The sequence below is a fragment of the Virgibacillus sp. GM2-2 genome, from assembly GCF_055329585.1.
The window spans coordinates 534,770-552,990 of sequence record NZ_JBUZWC010000001.1; the positions used below are offsets into that span (position 1 = coordinate 534,770).

General features: G+C 39.3%; 18 protein-coding genes and 1 pseudogene. 8 read left to right on the forward strand and 11 right to left on the reverse strand.

All coding sequences use genetic code 11. The features are described from left to right. Positions 1 to 106 precede the first annotated feature (106 nt). On the reverse strand, positions 107 to 2,377 hold the full coding sequence (locus ACY9Z2_RS02340; RefSeq protein WP_463607992.1) for a putative bifunctional diguanylate cyclase/phosphodiesterase: 2,271 nt from the start codon (positions 2,375 to 2,377) through the stop codon (positions 107 to 109). Positions 2,378 to 2,581: 204 nt separating this feature from the next. On the opposite strand from ACY9Z2_RS02340, the gene ACY9Z2_RS02345 reads away from it, so the two are divergent. The 3 genes from ACY9Z2_RS02345 to ACY9Z2_RS02355 are packed head-to-tail and all read left to right on the forward strand — an operon-like array spanning position 2,582 to position 4,832. Then, the gene (locus ACY9Z2_RS02345; RefSeq protein ID WP_463607993.1) at positions 2,582 to 3,172 is read left to right on the forward strand and encodes a sigma-70 family RNA polymerase sigma factor; all 591 of its coding nucleotides are present in this window, start codon (positions 2,582 to 2,584) and stop codon (positions 3,170 to 3,172) included. Continuing rightward, the gene (locus tag ACY9Z2_RS02350; protein ID WP_463607994.1) at positions 3,165 to 4,307 is read left to right on the forward strand and encodes a hypothetical protein; all 1,143 of its coding nucleotides are present in this window, start codon (positions 3,165 to 3,167) and stop codon (positions 4,305 to 4,307) included. Before ACY9Z2_RS02345 ends, ACY9Z2_RS02350 begins: the two co-directional genes overlap by 8 nt. Positions 4,308 to 4,328: 21 nt before the next feature. Next, positions 4,329 to 4,832, forward strand: coding sequence for a hypothetical protein (locus tag ACY9Z2_RS02355; RefSeq protein WP_463607995.1), 504 nt, complete (start codon positions 4,329 to 4,331; stop codon positions 4,830 to 4,832). 53 nt (positions 4,833 to 4,885) lie between these two features. Here the strand turns inward: ACY9Z2_RS02355 and ACY9Z2_RS02360 are convergent, their stop codons facing one another. From ACY9Z2_RS02360 to ACY9Z2_RS02380, 5 genes and pseudogenes are all read right to left on the reverse strand, one after another. After that, positions 4,886 to 5,086, reverse strand: coding sequence for a CDGSH iron-sulfur domain-containing protein (locus tag ACY9Z2_RS02360; protein WP_463607996.1), 201 nt, complete (start codon positions 5,084 to 5,086; stop codon positions 4,886 to 4,888). After that, positions 5,079 to 5,936: a DUF1028 domain-containing protein gene (locus tag ACY9Z2_RS02365; protein WP_463607997.1), complete on the reverse strand. Its 858-nt coding sequence runs from the start codon at positions 5,934 to 5,936 to the stop codon at positions 5,079 to 5,081. The genes ACY9Z2_RS02360 and ACY9Z2_RS02365 overlap by 8 nt, the downstream gene beginning before the upstream one ends. A 139-nt stretch (positions 5,937 to 6,075) precedes the next feature. Continuing rightward, the gene (gene cbpA, locus ACY9Z2_RS02370) at positions 6,076 to 6,705 is read right to left on the reverse strand and encodes a cyclic di-AMP binding protein CbpA (protein ID WP_463607998.1); all 630 of its coding nucleotides are present in this window, start codon (positions 6,703 to 6,705) and stop codon (positions 6,076 to 6,078) included. A gap of 259 nt (positions 6,706 to 6,964) precedes the next feature. Beyond that, positions 6,965 to 7,375, reverse strand: a pseudogene (locus tag ACY9Z2_RS02375) (MFS transporter); the annotation flags it as partial. 114 nt (positions 7,376 to 7,489) lie between these two features. Then, positions 7,490 to 8,944 (reverse strand): RNA-guided endonuclease InsQ/TnpB family protein, encoded by a 1,455-nt coding sequence (locus ACY9Z2_RS02380; RefSeq protein WP_463607999.1) that lies wholly within the window; start codon positions 8,942 to 8,944, stop codon positions 7,490 to 7,492. Between the two features lie 134 nt (positions 8,945 to 9,078). Between ACY9Z2_RS02380 and ACY9Z2_RS02385 the strand changes: the two genes are divergently transcribed. Beyond that, complete coding sequence (locus tag ACY9Z2_RS02385; RefSeq protein WP_463608000.1) at positions 9,079 to 9,435, forward strand: hypothetical protein; 357 nt, start codon at positions 9,079 to 9,081, stop codon at positions 9,433 to 9,435. A gap of 213 nt (positions 9,436 to 9,648) precedes the next feature. Here the strand turns inward: ACY9Z2_RS02385 and ACY9Z2_RS02390 are convergent, their stop codons facing one another. The 5 genes from ACY9Z2_RS02390 to ACY9Z2_RS02410 form a co-directional block, all read right to left on the reverse strand. Beyond that, on the reverse strand, positions 9,649 to 11,397 hold the full coding sequence (locus tag ACY9Z2_RS02390; protein WP_463608001.1) for a CocE/NonD family hydrolase: 1,749 nt from the start codon (positions 11,395 to 11,397) through the stop codon (positions 9,649 to 9,651). Between the two features lie 99 nt (positions 11,398 to 11,496). Then, the gene (locus tag ACY9Z2_RS02395) at positions 11,497 to 12,174 is read right to left on the reverse strand and encodes an ABC transporter permease (protein ID WP_463608002.1); all 678 of its coding nucleotides are present in this window, start codon (positions 12,172 to 12,174) and stop codon (positions 11,497 to 11,499) included. A 21-nt stretch (positions 12,175 to 12,195) separates the two neighbouring features. After that, positions 12,196 to 13,110: an osmoprotectant ABC transporter substrate-binding protein gene (locus ACY9Z2_RS02400; RefSeq protein ID WP_463608003.1), complete on the reverse strand. Its 915-nt coding sequence runs from the start codon at positions 13,108 to 13,110 to the stop codon at positions 12,196 to 12,198. Between the two features lie 19 nt (positions 13,111 to 13,129). Then, positions 13,130 to 13,783, reverse strand: a complete 654-nt coding sequence (locus ACY9Z2_RS02405; protein WP_463608004.1) for an ABC transporter permease — start codon at positions 13,781 to 13,783, stop codon at positions 13,130 to 13,132. Between the two features lie 15 nt (positions 13,784 to 13,798). Next, entirely contained in the window at positions 13,799 to 14,944 is a 1,146-nt protein-coding gene (locus ACY9Z2_RS02410) for a betaine/proline/choline family ABC transporter ATP-binding protein (RefSeq protein ID WP_463608005.1), read from the reverse strand. Between the two features lie 272 nt (positions 14,945 to 15,216). On the opposite strand from ACY9Z2_RS02410, the gene ACY9Z2_RS02415 reads away from it, so the two are divergent. The 4 genes from ACY9Z2_RS02415 to ACY9Z2_RS02430 are packed head-to-tail and all read left to right on the forward strand — an operon-like array spanning position 15,217 to position 18,181. After that, positions 15,217 to 15,771, forward strand: coding sequence for a GbsR/MarR family transcriptional regulator (locus tag ACY9Z2_RS02415; RefSeq protein ID WP_463608006.1), 555 nt, complete (start codon positions 15,217 to 15,219; stop codon positions 15,769 to 15,771). 28 nt (positions 15,772 to 15,799) lie between these two features. Then, positions 15,800 to 16,693, forward strand: a complete 894-nt coding sequence (locus tag ACY9Z2_RS02420; protein WP_463608007.1) for a beta-keto acid cleavage family enzyme — start codon at positions 15,800 to 15,802, stop codon at positions 16,691 to 16,693. Positions 16,694 to 16,695: 2 nt separating this feature from the next. Continuing rightward, a complete protein-coding gene (locus tag ACY9Z2_RS02425) occupies positions 16,696 to 17,664 on the forward strand; it encodes an L-carnitine dehydrogenase (protein ID WP_463608008.1) in 969 nt (322 codons plus the stop codon). A 40-nt stretch (positions 17,665 to 17,704) separates the two neighbouring features. Beyond that, positions 17,705 to 18,181 (forward strand): thioesterase family protein, encoded by a 477-nt coding sequence (locus ACY9Z2_RS02430; RefSeq protein ID WP_463608009.1) that lies wholly within the window; start codon positions 17,705 to 17,707, stop codon positions 18,179 to 18,181. The last annotated feature ends 40 nt before the right edge of the window (positions 18,182 to 18,221 follow it).

Consider the following 18,221-nt stretch of genomic DNA (forward strand, 5'->3'; position numbering starts at 1 on the left):
AGTTGTCCTTTTATAATTTTCAATTTATTCATTCTATTATACAGCAACGAACAGAAAAAGAGCACCGTTTCACCAACGTGAATTCTCGGCACTCTTTCATAAACATCTAAGATATAGGCGACAAATCATTACGTTTCTCTTGTAGAATTTCTTCAAAACCTCTAGCCGGTAGTGGCTTACTAAACAAATATCCTTGTCCAAGAGTACATCCGTGGTGCTTCAGTACATCAACCTGATCAACCGTTTCAATTCCTTCAGCTATAACCTTTAATGTTAGACTATCTCCAATATCGATAATTGTCTTTACAATAGATTGGTTAGTGAAGTCAATAATGTTATCGATAAACGACTTATCAATTTTAATCGTATCAATTGGCAACTGTCGTAACATATATAGTGATGAATAACCTGTGCCAAAATCATCAATTGATACTGTAATTCCAAGTTCTCGTAAACGGCTAAGAATCATAATAGACTCATCCACGTCCTGCATGACGCTTTCCGTTATTTCGAGCTCGAGTAGCTTTGGGTTTAAACCAGATTGTTCCAAAGTTCGCTTAACAGCTTGTACGAAATTGTTATGTCTAAACTGTCTTGCTGACACATTAACAGATACACAAAGATCCGTATGCCCAGCATTTTGCCATCGCATATTTTGTCTGCACGCTTCTTCTATAACCCACTCACCCATCGAAACAATATGACCCGTCTTTTCAGCTAGTGGAATAAATTCATTAGGTGGAATCAAACCTAATACAGGATGATTCCAACGTAATAAAGCTTCCATACCTATCAGTTTATTCGTTTCTAGTTCTATTTGTGGTTGGTAAAAAAGTTCCAGCTCACCATTCATTCGTGCATCCTTAATACTGTTCTCTATCATTCGTTTTCTAGCAATTCGATTATTCAATTCCTCATTGTAGTATTGATAGCTTTCCTTACCTTCTTCTTTAGAAAAATACATAGCTGCATCAGCTTTATCCATCAAATCTTGGATGGTTGAACCATCTTCAGGAAACATACTGATTCCAATACTAGGTGTAACTACGATCTCACTTTCATCAACAATAAATGGTAGTTTAAGTTCTTTCACCAAATTTTGAACCAAACAAACCCCTTCGTTCGGTGGTAGATTAGTAAAGGTTAGAACGAATTCATCTCCACCTACCCGGTACATATTTCCTGTATTTCCTATAATTTTGCGTAATCGGTATCCATATTCAACAAGGATGTGGTCTCCTGTGCTATGTCCAAGCGTATCATTGATATATTTAAATCGATCAATATCTAAAAGCATGAGTGTTTCTGTATTGTCTACAGCTTTTGCCGTAGCAATATTTTTAGACATATCCTCTTCAAACTTCCATCGATTATTTAATCCAGTTAATGTATCAATATGCGCTAAATCCCTGTACTCTCTTAGCAATTTGGCATTCGACTTTAGTACATAAACCTGCCTCGCTATAATTAAAATAAACGAGATACTAAGACCGACATTTAGAGCGTTTATATCATCTCTGTGATTAATAATTACAAGAGCAAAGAGAACTAACACACCTATATAGGGAATAAGACTACCCTGTGCCTTTTGAATATCTTGAAGTCTAGGCGGTTGGTCAACTTTTCTATTTCGATCCGATATCCCCCCTAGCCCAAATACAAGGATAACAAGTTGCCATAATGGATCGACAAGACTACCTGCATGATAGCTTCCCGTTAACATGGAATATGCATATAATAGGTCAGCAAAACTTTGTATGATTAGCGCAGTAATTATATACGAGATAAACTTTCGTTCCGTTCCATACGATAAAAAATAAATACTAATTGTCGCAAACAGAAAACCTAAATTATAAATTGGATATGCTAGGTTCATCGAAGTGCTTTCTTCTAGTAGGGACGTGTACTCAATAATAGGTTGCATTATATAATATGCATTAATTGAATAAACCACCGTTAGAAAAATAACGATATTAAAAATAACTGGAATAATGGATGCCCCATTCACCAGACGTTTTGCTTGGTAGAAAAACGCTATGATAAAAAAAACATAAGAAACAAGCCAAAAATAATCAGCAGAGCTTATATTTATATTATTAGTATCAAACAAGCCATATTCAAAATACCACGCTATATTAGCAATCGAATATGCCAACACACCAAAACTCATCCATAGCCAAAAATAGCGTTGTTTTGACTGAATAACGCGATAAGACTTATTCAACCAGTAAAAGCTAACGCCCCCAGCTAGTATAGAAAATAGCAAAAATCCTATATTTAATAAATTATCGTTCCCTCTAAATATAAGTATCCACAAATAATAAACCGCAGTATAGATGATAACAAATAAAGTAGCTGGATGCCTGACTGCTTTCACAAATTCCACCCCACACCAAATAAACTCTCTTTATGCTAGTATACTTTTTTATCGACAAAAAGAGACAAGTTCTTTAGCGAATAGTGCTAATTCCCTTTACTATCAGGTAAACTAATAGTAAATAAAGATATTTTTTCAGAAATGAAGCATTTTATAAAGTCGTTACGTCTTACATATGACTGCCTTGCAAAGGGGGAGAAAAGCATGGAATTTTCCGAATCATTACATCCACCACCCACTAATCTCGATATCTCAACCATTCAGATGAACCCTGATGAATCGATTGAAAGGATTATGGACGTATACGGTGAGGAAATTAAGCGACTTGTGTATACATACGTTAAAAACAATGCAGATACAGATGATGTGACACAGGAAGTCTTCGTAACTGTATATCAAAAGCTACATACATTTAAGGGCAATTCCTCACTTAAAAGCTGGATTTATTCCATTGCAATTAACAAATGTAAGGACTATCTAAGAAGCTGGCAGTCGAGAAACAGAAGATTGAAAGAGAAACTAATGCAAGCTGTACACGTTAATGAAACGGCGAGCGTTACACCTGAAGATGTATCCATTCATCAAGCGGAATCAAATGAGCTATTGCAACAAGTCATGGAACTGCCTCTTAAGTATCGTGAAATAATTATTCTTTATTACTTTAAGGAGTTTACGACGAAAGAAGTCAGTGAACTCATCCGGCTAAATGAAGCCACTGTCCGAACAAGATTAACTCGAGGTAGAGAAAAACTAAAACAACTCTTAGCAACAGAAAGAGGTGTGAACCATGGATGAACAGCTAAAAGCGTTAAAGGATCAATTTGAGAAAGAATCTCCTACAACTTTTACGGAAAAAGACAGACAATCAATCCGAAGAAAAATAAAAGCAAGGAAGCCAAAGAATAATAGGGTTTCTCATTTTTTTCCAAAAGCAATGTCCGCTATTGTTGTTACAGCTCTTTTATTTGTAGGGTTTAATGTTATGAGTGACGAATTTGGATTCATGAATAGTGGTAGAAAAAGTTCTGATTCAAACCATACATCCTCTATTCCAGATGATAAGGAGTATAGTACGTTAATTGAAGCTGACGATGTCCCTTATCAAACGTTTAACCCTCAGTCAATAGCGGTTGGTGATGTTGTTGCTGAGATGAAGGTAGTGGATGTCCAACGAGATGGCCAAAGCACTATTATAACGTTCAATGGAGAGTTTGAAATGACAGGTGTAGTATTCAAAGATGATAGATTAATGATGATGCCCGATGATCAATCATTAAAAAGCATTCCCTTTGCAGAAAGTGACATAGGCAAAAAAATTCCATTCTTTTTTCATGTTAATAAAGAAATAGAATCCTATTTTGGGGTAGAGGAAGTGCGCGGGTCCTTTTATGCAAAATATACAAAAAGTATGGTCCAACAAATTCAGTATACTTTTCTACCAAATGGTTCACAAATTAATCTTACGCTAAATAAGGAAAAAAACTATTCCATTTCAAATACCTTACTAGGACTCTCTGACAAATTACAAACTATTTACGAGGATTATTCTATTTCTTTTGATGATGATCTATTACGTAGTCTAACCCCAATAGAAGTATTTAAATTGTATTTTCATGCCATTAATAATGGAAATCGAGAGGTTGAATACGCATTGTACACCAAAAAAGATATGGGCACACGAACACCTACAAAAGAGAGATTTTTCACTGATACTTTCTTTATAAAATCAGAGAATGAATACGCTGCTCCTAATAAAAAAATTTTCTATAAAGACCTGCAGAATTTAAAGTCACTTGAAACCTCTTATGGTGAGAATCAAGCAAACATAAGCTTCATACTTGATGCTGGCAGGGGGAGCGAAATCTACTTCAGTCTTACTAAAAATAGTACTAAAAATGTTTGGAAAGTTAATTACATGCCTTATCAATAAATCAATAAAGGAGCGTTTATTTTGAAAAAAACAATCTTATTATTATTTCTATTGACATTAGTGATGGTAGCTTGCAGTAACCAGAAAACAGATAGTGAAAGCGCAGAAAAGCAAAATGAAAATAAATTGGAAAACACAGCTTGGAAAAAAGAAATTAAAGATTTAAACTTAGACTATAACCCGAAATTACCAACAACAATGCCATTTGAGGTTGAAGAAACAGATTTTACTCCGCCACCACATAGGCCAATCGATACGTTCGTTGTAAGTTTCTACGGTGAAAAAGGTGCACACATAGCGATGAGTATTACAAACGGCGGGACAGTTCGTTCTTCCATTGATTACGAACATGTTAAAATCGGCAATTTAGATGGGAAATACTTCGAGAAAGAAGCTGAAATGAAAATTAAAGAACTAGCTTGGAAGGAAGAAAACATCCATTATAGATTGAAGTTTTTTCAAGTAAGGTCTGATGTGAAAGTAACAAAAGAGGATTTAATCGAAACAGCAAAGTCATTTAAATAACTTAAGGGCATGGCACCTGTCTAATTTTTTCACACAGGTGCCTTAACCTATAACTAAACCCTTACCCTACTCTCAAAATCAATTTTCTTATGCGTACCATCACAAAATGGTTTTGTTGATGATTGCCCACACCTGCACAGTGAAAAGATTCGCTTTGTTGTGTATGCATTTCCTTCGCCGTCCACTAACTCGATGTCACCAGATACTCGTAGCGATCCATTGTCATTCACTTTTATTTGCAATTTATCACTCATGTGCATCCCCCTTGTTTATCATAAAATCTAACACTTCCTTATCAATTTTCCCTTTTTCCAATTCGCGTTCCTCAAAGTTTTCTACATGGAGAAATGAAGTTAGGGCATTTAAAAGTGTTTCGTTATCAACGTTCTCGTCGTCGAGAAAGCCCAATTTATTTAATTGCAATTCAACCTCTTCGCGAACTAGTCCCTTTATTTCCAGAATATTTTCTTCCTTCGTGGTACCAAAATATAGCTGTTGCAGTTGATAAATACGCATCAATTCCTTAAATGGATCTGGATGATCATCGACACGCAAATCGATGTATCGGTCACTGGCTTCTAAGTACCCACCTTTTTCTTTCACAATATAAATTGCAGCCGATTGCTTTCCGCGACTATCACCACCAGCCGCCTGCCCAGCGTCCAGTGCTTGCAATAAACGATCTGCCAATGTTCCTTTTGCCTGCTCAAACGTTTCTGCCATTGCACCAACAGTCTCTTTGCCCACTAAGATATTTCCTTGGGCAGCATAATGTTTACCAGCCCTTCCACCAGCCCAGTCGTAACATTTCTCCCCTGTGAAGGATGCTGAATTTCCGTTTGCATCAACGATTCCAACTTGTCGATCAGCTTTTCCTTCGTCCTGTTCAGTCAAAATATCTACCGTTTCCTGTGCCGTCTTTCCTTCACTCATAAGCTTCAGTCCATCAGGACCATATGCGGGATTCGCAAAAGCTTGCGTTGCGACAGCTCCAACTCCAGCTTCCGCCCATGGAACTACGGACCCGACACCTAAAAACTTTGATTGGACAGCCACACCAAGCTCTTTCGTCTCTGGATCAAAACCTACAATTGAAAATGTCATCCAAATACTCCCCTTCGTTGTACAAAATCTATATTATTTATTTTCGACAGGACTGCTTGGGATTCCTTTGTTTCCAGTAATATTTCAGTTTAAATATTCGTTACTGAAATAAAAAAGGACCCACTTAGGGCCCAAATTTTTAATTTAATTTTTCCACATCAGTTACGATAAAGTTTTTCTTATACAACTCTTTCTTAATTGTTTCAACTTCATCTAGGTCAACTTCTTTTGGTAAAACGATTAACACACGACGTGCGTACTTGGAATTGTTATTGAGTGAAATGACACTTTGCACGTTGCAATGCTTATTAATTGTTTTTAACATCTTTTGTAGTGCACCAGCGAATTCAACCGTACCAATCGTTAAGGAATATCCGCCGTTATTTACACCCCAAGCGTTTTCAAGAACAGTTATGACATTTGCATGTGTTAATATTCCTAAGAAATCATCATCAGCATTCACAATTGCTAAATATGGAAGTTTTTTAATACTCGTAAAGACTTTAAAGAAAGAATCATCTTCTCGTACAGAGCCCTCTTGGTCTTGCACAAGTTCTTTAACAGAGTCACTTAATGACCCCTCGTTTTTTTCATGTTCCAAAATATGAACCTTGTAAATATTACCTAAAAACTTTTTTCCTGATTCATCGAGTACTGGTATACAACGATATCCAGATTCCTCAAGCTTACCTAGTGCATTTTTAAGGTCGTCACTTTCTTTTACATTTATTACATTCTGAAATTCCACGTAATCATTTTTCACAAGCATTTTCACATACCTCCCAGGGTCTAAGTTATTCATATTAAATCCTAAATATGATAGCTCATGATGTTTATTTATTATACACTCAATTGCAGTGTTTAAACCAATTGTACGAACCACTAAAATGAGCGCATATTATATCCATTCGACATTTCTTTGATTTTTCCTTCTACAAGAACGTAATATTCTTGCTGGAACGGTTGGTATGATTACGAAAGCAATTGAGAAAAAAACGGATGATACCAACTAGGCATCATCCGTTTTTTTATTCTGTCACTGTATTATTCGAATTTACAACAACTTCTTCACCTGTTTTATCTTGCTGGTGGGGCTTTACGCGTTTTATGAAAAAGGCAAGAATTAACGCTACACACGCAATCAATGTTGAAACGAAAAAGGTGAAATTAATACCATGAAGCATTGCTTGGTTCATAATCTCTTGTTTCACTTCAGCGGCAGCCTGTGCAGAGGGTTGTGTTGCAGCCATATTTGCCATTGCATCGGCAGTTAAGTCTTTAGCCTCTGCTTCCGTACGGTTATTCATCACTGTAATGAGCAACGCAGACCCGATTGCACCAGAAACTTGTTGCAACGTACTATTCATCGCAGTACCGTGTGGGTTATTTTTCGGCGACAACTGATTTAAACCATTTGTCATTACTGGCATCATGATACTCCCCATGGATAAATCCAGGGGTTTCAGTGGAATACAGATAATGTCCTGCATTGTCCGACTGAGGGGCGACCACAAGCCCCCTTACACATCAGGCTGTATAGCCTTCAGCTTTGCTTATTGGATGCGTACTCGTTTTGGTGACAGAAGGAAATCTTTCCGTCCTAATGTGCCAAATGGGTTGTTAATGCCGCAATGCTTCCGCAGGATATTAAACGCAGCGTTAACATCCGCATTGATCTGAATGTTCGTTCCTTTTACCCGATAGAAAGCGCGACAAATACGCTTTCCAGAAAAAATAAATTTGTTTTTCTCGCCGCTATAGACGGGAATCGGGTCAAGGCTTAAGAAACAGGCTTTCGACGTGTAGCTTTCTTCCCGCGTCACAACTTGAATGCCAACCGATTCCGCTTTATACGTAATCATTGCAATCAGCTTCATGAATGGAAGCTGGATGAACGTCTGCTTGTCAGCTTTACGCATTTTGACCTTTTCCTTCCATTTGCCGCTCTTGCCGATGATAATCGTGTCGATTCCTCGTTCGATTGCGATATTGACAATCGCACGGCTTGCTTTATGCATGTAGTCGGTGACGCGGTACGCTCGTTTGCGATCTAAGTTTATCAGTTTCCTTGAAATGTATTGCCCTTCTTTTTCCTGCAGTCCGTTCCGTAAGATTCGAACCATTCCTGCCCGTTCTTTGTTGTACCGCTGATTGATGGACTTCAACACCTTGCCCTTGACGATGACAGGCTGACCGCCTGTATTATCTGCAATGGCTGCAAGGTTATCAACGCCAATATCCACTCCCATGATCCGTTTCGGGGTAAAGAGAAAATCGTTCTTGTTATCTTTCGGCCGCACCAATGCCTTTTCGTCGGTTTTCTTGAAAATCAATTCGACCACATAGCGTCCGTAAAACGGCACGATGCGTACTTGCTGCAAACGACCTTTCGTTTCAGCTAGTTTTCCGATATGGAGCCGTTTTTTGGTCTTCGGCAACTTCAATGTGTGATTGGATGCTATTCTAGCTGTCTGGTTAGTCAGAACGCACACCGTCCGTCCGTCTTTCTTCTTATAGCGAGGAATTTTTGGTCGTCCTGTGTACTTCTCCGGATGCAAGTTGTAATCCTTGATCGCTTCATAGAACGAGGACCAGTCTTCCAATACCTTTTTGATGACGTGCTGATTCGTTTGTGCTGAGAGCGCCCGGTAGTCAGGTTGTTTCATGGCTTTGAAAAGCCCGTCCAGAAATCCGTAGCCGAGCGACTTCTTCTCCTCGGATGGTGGGGTAAACAAATGAAGCTTTACTGATTCATCGTTTGGGCTTTTCGCTTTCCTTATCTCGAAATTCGCCTGCTTTATCGCATTCATCGACGGAAGATGGTGGTTGATCGCATCCATGACTTCTTTTTGATTGGCATTCGATGTCCCGTTTCGCATGGCTGTGAACACCTGTCGATAGTAGAAATTCGTCGTGTTGTACAAATTTTTCGCTTGAAAGCACAATGCATCAAAATAGGAAAAGAGCTCATGGTTTTCATGGATTTCGATTTTATAGGCACTATACATGGTATCACCTCGCATTAGAACATTTGTTCTATATCAATATTATTATACCTCTTACAAGAATCGAAAGCTAGTTTAAACCACCACGGTTTATATCCCCATAAATGAATGCAGGGGTTTTAGAATTAAAGACTTTCATGAAGAAACAACACCAAACTGAAATTCAATGGATTGCAAAACGACTTGACGAAATTTATCCTGTTGAGGCTAAGCCGTATACACTAGACCATGCTGTAATGCTCATTGGCATCGCGCATCATTTGGGACATGTTTGGAAGTTAGAGTTAAAGGAAATCGTCCAAAAACTCGGCAAGGAAAATGAGTCTAAACGTAAGAACTATATCGAGTTTTTGTTAGTTGAACTTCAATCAGACAGTCCACGCTCCTTTTTAATAGAGAGCGTTCTAATGTCCTTAGAACAAGCATTTGAGAAATCAACGTTCCAACATGAAATCCAGCAAATTATAAACCTGATATGGAAGCTAGAGTACTAAGAAAAGCGCAAGCGCCTTACAAGACACGACAAGCATAAGCAGAACGCTGCAGTGCGGTGATTTTTGCCACACGGAAGTGGATCGCTTATGTCTCGAGTGTCTAGTCCGCTTGCGCTAGACAGATTTTATACATTCTTTTCTTTTAAAAAAGGTACCATGTATTTGATTACCAATAGTAACTAATTACACGGTACCTTTTTCTATTTTTCTCATTTAGTTTTTTACTGGAATGATGGGAAGTATAATATGTGATGGATATGCTTGATTGTGATAGATTGTTTGAATGGCTGTTTTGACTTCAGTAGTGCTAATTAAGGATTGACCCGTATTAGGATTCGTATCAAACCTTGGAAAATTACTAGAAGAAACTTCAACCCGTATCTGATGTCCCGCTAGAAATACATTGCTCGTTGCCCAAAGGTCAATCTCATATTCTACTACTTCACCACTCAGTTCATCTTCAGGATCGAATCCATTCCGATATTTCGCTCGTATAATTCCATCAGTTAAATTATATGCTGTCCCGTCAGGTAAAACATCAATCAGTTTCGCGGTAAAGTCAGTATCTTTCGCATCACTTGAAGCCCACAACCTAACTTTAATATATCCAGTTACTTCCAAATTTTCTTTTAGGGGGGCTGACGAATAAACCAATACATCCTCCCTTTCCTCAACGTTACGTTGATCGTGAGGGCCAGTGGTATTGACGCCATCATACAAAGTTCCCCCACCATTTGTTGCCACTGGGTTTTTAGGATCATAGCTATAGTTGTCTTCTGGTTCATCACCTGGTTTTTTTACAGATAACGTACCACCGCCGTACCTCGTATTCGCATTTCCTTCACTGTGTAAATAAAAAGGTACTTCTTTTGCACGCGCTAGTGGCCATTCCTGTTCATCACGCCACTCATTAATTCCCATTACGAAAATTTTAACAGGCGCCTCTTCGACAATACCGGTATTTTTCTCTTTCAACCAGTAATCAAACCAGCGTATATGCAAGTTTGTTAGATCTTCTTTATGATTAATCCAGTCTTCTGAGGCATGTACTCCAAACTTCCGCTCGCCAATCACTGATCCAAAATTCCCATGTGCCCATGGTCCAATAATAAGCTTCTGATTTTCTCTAGCCCTGACACCATCAGCTTTTGCCTTCATTCCTACATAATTTTCTATTGTAGAACCTAGTAAACTATCATACCAACCAGCCACATGATATGCCGGAACATTCATCTGAACATATTTGTTCGTGATGCTCGTATCCAGCCAACTCTCATCTGTCATTTCTCGCCCCAGCTGGTCAAAGAAATATGTAGCGATACCGAGTTCTTTTACTGGTGGATATTCATCAATCGGTGTATGCCGATACCAAGATTCGATTTGGTCTACACTGTCCGCCCATTTTTCCATTAGGTCCGCATACTCTCCAGTATCTGTGTATTTCCTCTTTAAAAGGTCTGGTACAATGGATTCTAACACCCATGTTTCCGTTCCACCTAACCCTAACGCTCCATTGTAATAGAAATTACCATGTCGTTGATCACTAAGCGTTTGTGCTGGAAAAATAGCATGAAGGTTAGGTGGTCGTTTGGAAGCTGCTAATAATTGGGTGAATCCATAATAGGAAAGCCCAAACATTCCCACCTTACCAGTGGAATATGGTAAAGATGCAGCCCATTCGACAGTATCATAACCGTCATTTGCTTCATGAACAAACGGTTCAAACTCTCCCTCAGATTGAAATCTTCCTCGCACATCTTGAACTATTACTACATATCCACTTTGTACAATCCGGTGTGTATCCAGATAACGATGAGAATATAAGGGCAAATCTTTACTATAAGGAAGTCGTGTTAATAATACTGGGAATGTTCCACTTTCGCTAGGACGATAGATATCCGCATACAGGACACAACCGTCACGCATTGTACATGCAACATTTTTCTCAACGATTATCTCCATCTCTGGTTCCTCCTTTGATTAAAAGTAGTTATGTTCCAGTTACTACTTTTTTCACCCATGCAGAAAGTCCCCAACCATCTTCGGATTGGGAACTTCTATTTATGAGGTTGCTTCTGATTTCTGTGTACTTTTGTTTTTAATAGGTGAAAGCATGCGTTCCATCCAGCCCATTGCTACGTCTGCAATAACTGCCATCAATGCAGTTGGTATGGCACCAGCTAGAATGATTGCTGTTCCATTGGTCGCATTCGTTCCGCGGATAATAATATCCCCTAATCCTCCTGCACCAATAAATGTACCGATTGTGGCAATTCCAATTGCTATGACGAGAGCCGTTCTAAGTCCAGCCATAATCACAGACAATGCAAGTGGTAGTTCTACCATCCGCAATAATTGAAATTTGGTCATTCCCATACCACGACCGGATTCAAGTAATGCATTGTCAACTCCGCGAATTCCGGTATACGTATTTTTGAGAATCGGTAATAATGAGTACAAAAACAACGCAAACACCACTGTATTAGCACCGAGTCCCATAACTAGCATTAGCACTGCTAGCATCGCTAGTGCTGGTATCGTTTGAATGACATTTGTTAACGAAATAACCCAAGCACTAAGCTTAGCGTGGCGAGCAATTACTATTCCTACTGGTATCGCAACAATTGCCGCAAACAGCACCCCATATGCAGACATCAAGAAATGCCGGACAAATTGTTCCCATACATACGCTATATTCTGTGAATAATACACTCCTAAATCTGCCAGTATCTCTACCATTTTCTCACCTCCTGAAAGTGTTTATTCAAAGTAGTTATGTGCCTCTAAAAATTCCTCTGCCACAATTCGTGGCTCCTTCATTTTTACATTAGCTAAATAATTCATTTCCCTCATTTTTTCCGTTGAAATTTTCCCTGCTAGCTTTTGAAGAATTTCACGTAACTCTGGGTGTTTCTTTAATACTTCATTTCGAGCTACAGGAGAACTATCATATGGTGGAAACAAATGCTTATTGTCTTTCAATGTTACCAAGTCAAATGCTTCTAAGCGTCCGTCCGTTGTATAGGCGAGTACAACATCCATTTCTCCGCTCTCCACTGCTTTATAAACCAAACCAATATTCATTGGAAAAACTCGTCCAAATTCAAATCCATATGTTTTTTTGAATGATTCATATCCTACAGCTGGACGGCGTATCCATGCACTGTCTACACCTAACCTCAGGTCGGAAGCAATAGGCTCAAGATCTGAAACAGTTTTTAAATTTTCCTTTTCAGCTAGTTCACTAGTTACCGTAAAAGCATATGAATTGGCAAAACCGTATGAATCAAACCAAGTCTGATTAAACTGTTCCTCAAATTCTCTTTTCACGGTTTTAAGAGCTTTCTCTGGATCAGTGATGGGTTCCATCCCAAGCGCTCCTACTAAATCCGTACCAGTATATCTAGTTGCCGTTATATCTACTTCACCAGCCATCATCGCCTTGTGTTGCACGGTAGATGATCCCATGTTCGTAATCATTTCTGTTTGGAGATCTGTATAATGATCAATCATCAGGCGCACCATGTTGCCCATGATTGCTGATTCAGCTGTGCCAAGCGTCCCAATCGTAACTGTTTTCTCAGCAGGTCCACTTAATCCAGGCAATGAACAACCACTGAGTAATACTGAAGTAAGTATTAATGCGAGAATTGACTTCTTTTTTCTCGTGAACATCTTCTAATCATCCCCCTCTCTAAATGGCTTCCTCTGAACCTTTTATGCCATTTGGCGTTGCCTTTCCTTCTAAGCGCCCAAGAAGAAAATCTGTAATTAACGCTAGTAATGTAACAGGTACAGCGCCTGCAATAATAAGATCTGGTCGGTATAGATTAAGGCCATTAAATATATAATCACCTAACCCACCTGCTCCAATAAAGGAAGCGAGTGTTGCCCAACCAATTAAATAAACGGTTGATACACGAATTCCCGCCATAATTACAGGAACGGCTAATGGCAATTCAACACTACGGATACGCTGCCATGTGCTCATTCCCATACCGCGCCCTGCTTCTAATAAATTTTTATCGATACCTTTTACACCGATATATGTGTTTCGCAACATCGGTAGCATGGAATAGAAGAATAATGCAGCAATCGCTGGAATTTTCCCTACACCAAGTATTGGAATGAAAAAGGCGAGAATTGCAAGGCTTGGAAAGGTTTGAACAACTCCGACCGTACCAATTACAAACCCAGCTATTTTAGGGACACGTGTAAGTGCCACGCCAAGTGGTATTGCTACGACTACACCAAGAACAACTGCAATAAGGGAAATATAAAAATGTTCCCATGTTTTCACTAATAATTGACCGCTGTTGTTGGCCAAAAACTCCACTAATTGATCCATATCCTTTCCTCCTTTCTATACATTCGATGTATGAAGATTGTCTTCTTCACCCCAGATAGAGTCGTAAACTACATCCGCAAGGTTTGCTCTCGTTACTATACCTTTAAGTCGCTGATTTTCATCTACTACTGGTACATACTTCATACCTCTTCTTAAAATTTTATGAATCGTATCACGGAGTAACGTACCTTCTGGAACTGTATATAATTCCATTTCTAATACATCACCGACAAGTGTAGCCTTTTTGCGATTTTGATCGATAATTTCGATGTCAATATATCCTTTTAATTGACCATGCTCGTCCACAACAAGTAATGAATCAACTCTACGTTGCTTCATAATTTGAATTGCATCTGACAATGTTTTGTCGACAGTTACCGTCGCTGGATCTGCATTCATAATCTGTTCAACAGTTTGAATGTTTGGTCGTGCTTGTACTAATCGTTCCTTACCAATAAATTCTTCTACAAAATCGTCGGCTGGGTTACGTAGTATTTCGTCAGGCGTTCCAACTTGTACTAATTCCCCATCACGCATTATCACAATTCGGTCAGCAAGCTTTAATGCCTCATCCATATCGTGCGTGACAAAAACGATTGTCTTCCCTAATGATTGTTGTAGTTTTTTAAATTCTTCTTGTAATGCATCTCTCGTTATTGGATCTAAAGCACCGAATGGCTCATCCATTAAGATAAGGGGAGGATCTGCCGCCAGTGCACGTAACACACCAATACGCTGTTGCTGTCCGCCACTAAGTTCATGTGGATAGCGATCTAGATAAGCTTTCTCCATGCCCACCAGCTGCAATAGCTCTTCTGCACGAGCCCGTCGTTTATCCTCTGGCCACTTTAATAGTTTTGGAACAAGAGAAATGTTTTCCTCAATTGTCATATGTGGAAATAGTCCAATTTGTTGAATGACATAACCTATTTCTCGTCGAAGCTGGACCAAATCTTTTTCCAAAATGTTTTCTCCTTCTATGTGAATGCTTCCTTCAGAAGGTTCGATTAAACGGTTAATCATTTTCATAGTTGTTGTTTTCCCACAACCACTTGGTCCGATAAAAACAATAAATTCCCCTCTATCTACCTCTAGGGTCATACCATCAACCGCTTTCTTTCCTCCATCGTATGTTTTTGACACGTGATTGAATTTCAGCAAGTGAAAGACACCTCCAAATAATTTTTATCTAGTTTAGCTGTTTTCGGTCATACTAATTTGACAATAATAAGTATAAAGGATAGTTCATAAAATAAAAACCTTATTTATTGTACGTATAATTTATAAAGTTTATAAACTTTTTATTGCATAAAGTTTATAAGTGGTTTTGCGTAGAATTACGTAAATTTACTTCAAAATACTCTAAAATGCTCATTTTCCATTTTTTAACCAGGTATGTTACATTATCTTATATACATTAGGCAGTCGAGAGGATGAAGAGCGTGGAAGAAAAACCGTTCGACAAAACGATTAAAATTGAAGAGCAGTTTGTAGAAAAAATTGCTGAAAATATGCATACATTCGGGATCTCATCAACCGTTGGACGAGTTCTTGGAACTATTTATATGAATAGAAAACCAATGACCCTAGATGAATTATCAGAAAGCATTGGAATGAGCAAAACTCGAATGAGTCAAGTTGTACGAGAAATGTTAGACCTGAACATTGCCGAAAAGGTATTCGAAAAAGGGATAAGAAAAGACCTTTACAATGTTGAGCGTGATTATTATCAGACCTTTATATCTCTATTTACGTCTAACTGGCGCAAAGCTATAAATAAAAGCAAAATGTTCGAACAGAAGCTTCAAAGAGAGCTTGCAAATATAGAGAAAAATGAAGCCTTAGATGAAGAAACCGAACAAAAAGTTAATGAATTATTGAAGGAAACGCGTATATGGCTCGATTACTATGACTGGATTGATCGCCTTACAGAGTTTTTTGAAAGTGGCGAGGTCTTTAAACACGTGCCTATTCGCGAAGAAAAATAACGTTAGTCAAATGCTAGGAGGAATTATCATGCCAAGAAAAGTCATTCTATCATGTGCAATAACAGGTGCTGGAGCTACTACTGAAAAAAGCCCACATGTACCGGTAACACCGAAAGAGATAGCAGATTCAGCAATTGAAGCAGCTATAGCAGGGGCTACGATTGCCCACATTCACGTGCGTGACCCAAAAACTGGAGAGCTTAGCCATGACCCTGAGTTATTCCGCGAAGTCGTGGAAAGAGTCCGCGCATCTGAAACAGATGTTGTCCTTAACATTACAGCCGGGGGTGGAGGTGACTGGATTCCTAGTGAAGAAGACCCCACTAAAGGTGGAGAAGGTACAGATATTCAGACTCCAGAACAACGCCATGAACCCGTTGGGAAATTTTTACCTGAAATTTGTACACTAGACTGCGGTAGCGTTAACTTTGGTGATCAGCTATATATTAGCCCTACTGATTGGTTACGTAAACAAGCTCAATTAATTCAGCAAAGTGGTGTAAAGCCAGAACTAGAATGTTTTGACACTGGACACATTCGCTTCGCAAAACAGCTAATCAATGAAGGCCTCATTGACGGAGATCCAATGTTTCAATTTTGCTTAGGGATCCCATGGGGAGCCGATGCTGATACAGAGACCATGCTTTACATGCGTGATAAACTTCCAGCAAATGCACACTGGGCAGCGTTTGGAATTGGACGTATGCAAATGCCAATGGTTGCACAATCCATTCTACTTGGTGGTCATGTCCGCGTAGGGTTAGAAGATAACCTATATTTGAAAAAAGGAGTACTTGCGACAAATGGCCAGCTAGTTGAGAAAGCTGTATCCATCATGGAAAGCCTAGGTTCTGAACCAATGACACCAAAAGAAGCGCGCGAGCAGCTAGGGTTAAGAATTTCACAAAGAAAGGCTGAATAATAATGAACGAAATCAAAAATACCATCAAGCATGTAACCGTAGTAGGTACAGGTGTTATAGGGAATGGCTGGATTGGCCGTTTCCTTTCACAAGGATATGACGTAACCGCAACCGATCCAGCACCTGGCGCCGAAGCAAAAATGCGAGCATCAATTGATAATGCATGGCCAGCTTTAGAAAAGCACGGTTTAGTTGATGGAGCATCACGAGATCGCCTACATTTTGACGCAAACCTTGAGAGTGCCGTAGCAAAAGCTGACTTGATACAGGAAAATGCACCAGAACGAGAAGATTTGAAACGAAAGCTTTTAGCTGATATCGATCGCTTAGCTAAACCTGATGCCATCATTGCATCCAGCACTTCTGGTATTATGCCAAGTACCTTGCAGGCAGATTGCAAGTTCCCCGAGCGGGTGATCGTTGCACACCCATTTAATCCAGTATATCTTGTGCCGCTTGTTGAATTGGTTGGGGGAAAGGATACGGATCCCAAGAATATAAAAAGGGCTGAAGCTTTTTATACATCCATAAACATGAAGCCGCTCGTCCTTTCCAAAGAAATTGACGGTCATGTTGCAGACAGATTGATGGAAGCTATTTGGCGTGAGTCTCTGCACCTTGTGAATGACGGCATCGCGACAACGGAAGAAATTGATGCATCAATCGTCTACGGACCTGGCTTACGGTGGGCACTGATGGGACCTTTTTTAACCTTACATTTAGCAGGTGGAGAGCAGGGTATGCGTCATATGCTTGAACAGTTTGGGCCAGCATTGAAATTACCATGGACTAAACTTGTTGCACCTGAGTTAACTGATGAACTAACAGAACGTGTTGTAGAAGGTTGTGAACAACAAACAGAGGGGCATTCCATTACCGAACTGGAACAGCGCCGTGATGATTTTTTAATAGAACTTCAACAACTGCTCGAAAAGTATTGGCCAGCAGCAAATTTAAACGGAAAGATATAGTTCAGCAGTATACAGAAAACAGCTGGAAAGGAGTACATCAATGACTCTGAATAAGCACACTTTATTAGAAGAACAGGTACGCCCTGAATGGGTTGACTATAATGGACATATGAACGATGCTGAATATTCACGTGTTTTTAGCATGGCGGTTGACCAGTTTATGATCGAAATTGGCATAGACGAAAAGTTCCGCGAGCGAGAAAATTATTCTATTTTCACCTTGGAAACACACGTATGCTACTTGGCAGAGGCCCATATTAATGAATCAATTAACGTATCGGTTCAACTATTAGACAATGATGCAAAACGATTACACACATTTTTCGTGATGGAAAATGAGGCAGGAGAACGTCTTGCTACAAGCGAGCAAATGCTTATGGGTATGAATATGGAAAGCGGTCGACCGGCGCCTTTTCCAGACACCATTGATGCAAATATAATCGATATGGCGAAGCTGCATCAGACGTACCCAATCCCCAATGAAGTCGGCCGACAAATTGGCATCAGAAAAAAATAAAGGTACGCGATAATGGTTTTAAAGTGACCAGTTATCGCGT

Coding starts and splice junctions, on each gene's coding strand:
- ACY9Z2_RS02345 (WP_463607993.1), top strand. CDS start 2,582: ATGGAATTTTCCGAATCATTACATCCACCACCCACTAATCTCGATATC.
- ACY9Z2_RS02350 (WP_463607994.1), top strand. CDS start 3,165: ATGGATGAACAGCTAAAAGCGTTAAAGGATCAATTTGAGAAAGAATCT.
- ACY9Z2_RS02360 (WP_463607996.1), bottom strand. CDS start 5,086: ATGAGTGATAAATTGCAAATAAAAGTGAATGACAATGGATCGCTACGA.
- ACY9Z2_RS02365 (WP_463607997.1), bottom strand. CDS start 5,936: ATGACATTTTCAATTGTAGGTTTTGATCCAGAGACGAAAGAGCTTGGT.
- cbpA (WP_463607998.1), bottom strand. CDS start 6,705: ATGCTTGTGAAAAATGATTACGTGGAATTTCAGAATGTAATAAATGTA.
- ACY9Z2_RS02380 (WP_463607999.1), bottom strand. CDS start 8,944: ATGTATAGTGCCTATAAAATCGAAATCCATGAAAACCATGAGCTCTTT.
- ACY9Z2_RS02385 (WP_463608000.1), top strand. CDS start 9,079: ATGAAGAAACAACACCAAACTGAAATTCAATGGATTGCAAAACGACTT.
- ACY9Z2_RS02390 (WP_463608001.1), bottom strand. CDS start 11,397: ATGGAGATAATCGTTGAGAAAAATGTTGCATGTACAATGCGTGACGGT.
- ACY9Z2_RS02395 (WP_463608002.1), bottom strand. CDS start 12,174: ATGGTAGAGATACTGGCAGATTTAGGAGTGTATTATTCACAGAATATA.
- ACY9Z2_RS02400 (WP_463608003.1), bottom strand. CDS start 13,110: ATGTTCACGAGAAAAAAGAAGTCAATTCTCGCATTAATACTTACTTCA.
- ACY9Z2_RS02405 (WP_463608004.1), bottom strand. CDS start 13,783: ATGGATCAATTAGTGGAGTTTTTGGCCAACAACAGCGGTCAATTATTA.
- ACY9Z2_RS02415 (WP_463608006.1), top strand. CDS start 15,217: ATGAAGAGCGTGGAAGAAAAACCGTTCGACAAAACGATTAAAATTGAA.
- ACY9Z2_RS02420 (WP_463608007.1), top strand. CDS start 15,800: ATGCCAAGAAAAGTCATTCTATCATGTGCAATAACAGGTGCTGGAGCT.
- ACY9Z2_RS02425 (WP_463608008.1), top strand. CDS start 16,696: ATGAACGAAATCAAAAATACCATCAAGCATGTAACCGTAGTAGGTACA.
- ACY9Z2_RS02430 (WP_463608009.1), top strand. CDS start 17,705: ATGACTCTGAATAAGCACACTTTATTAGAAGAACAGGTACGCCCTGAA.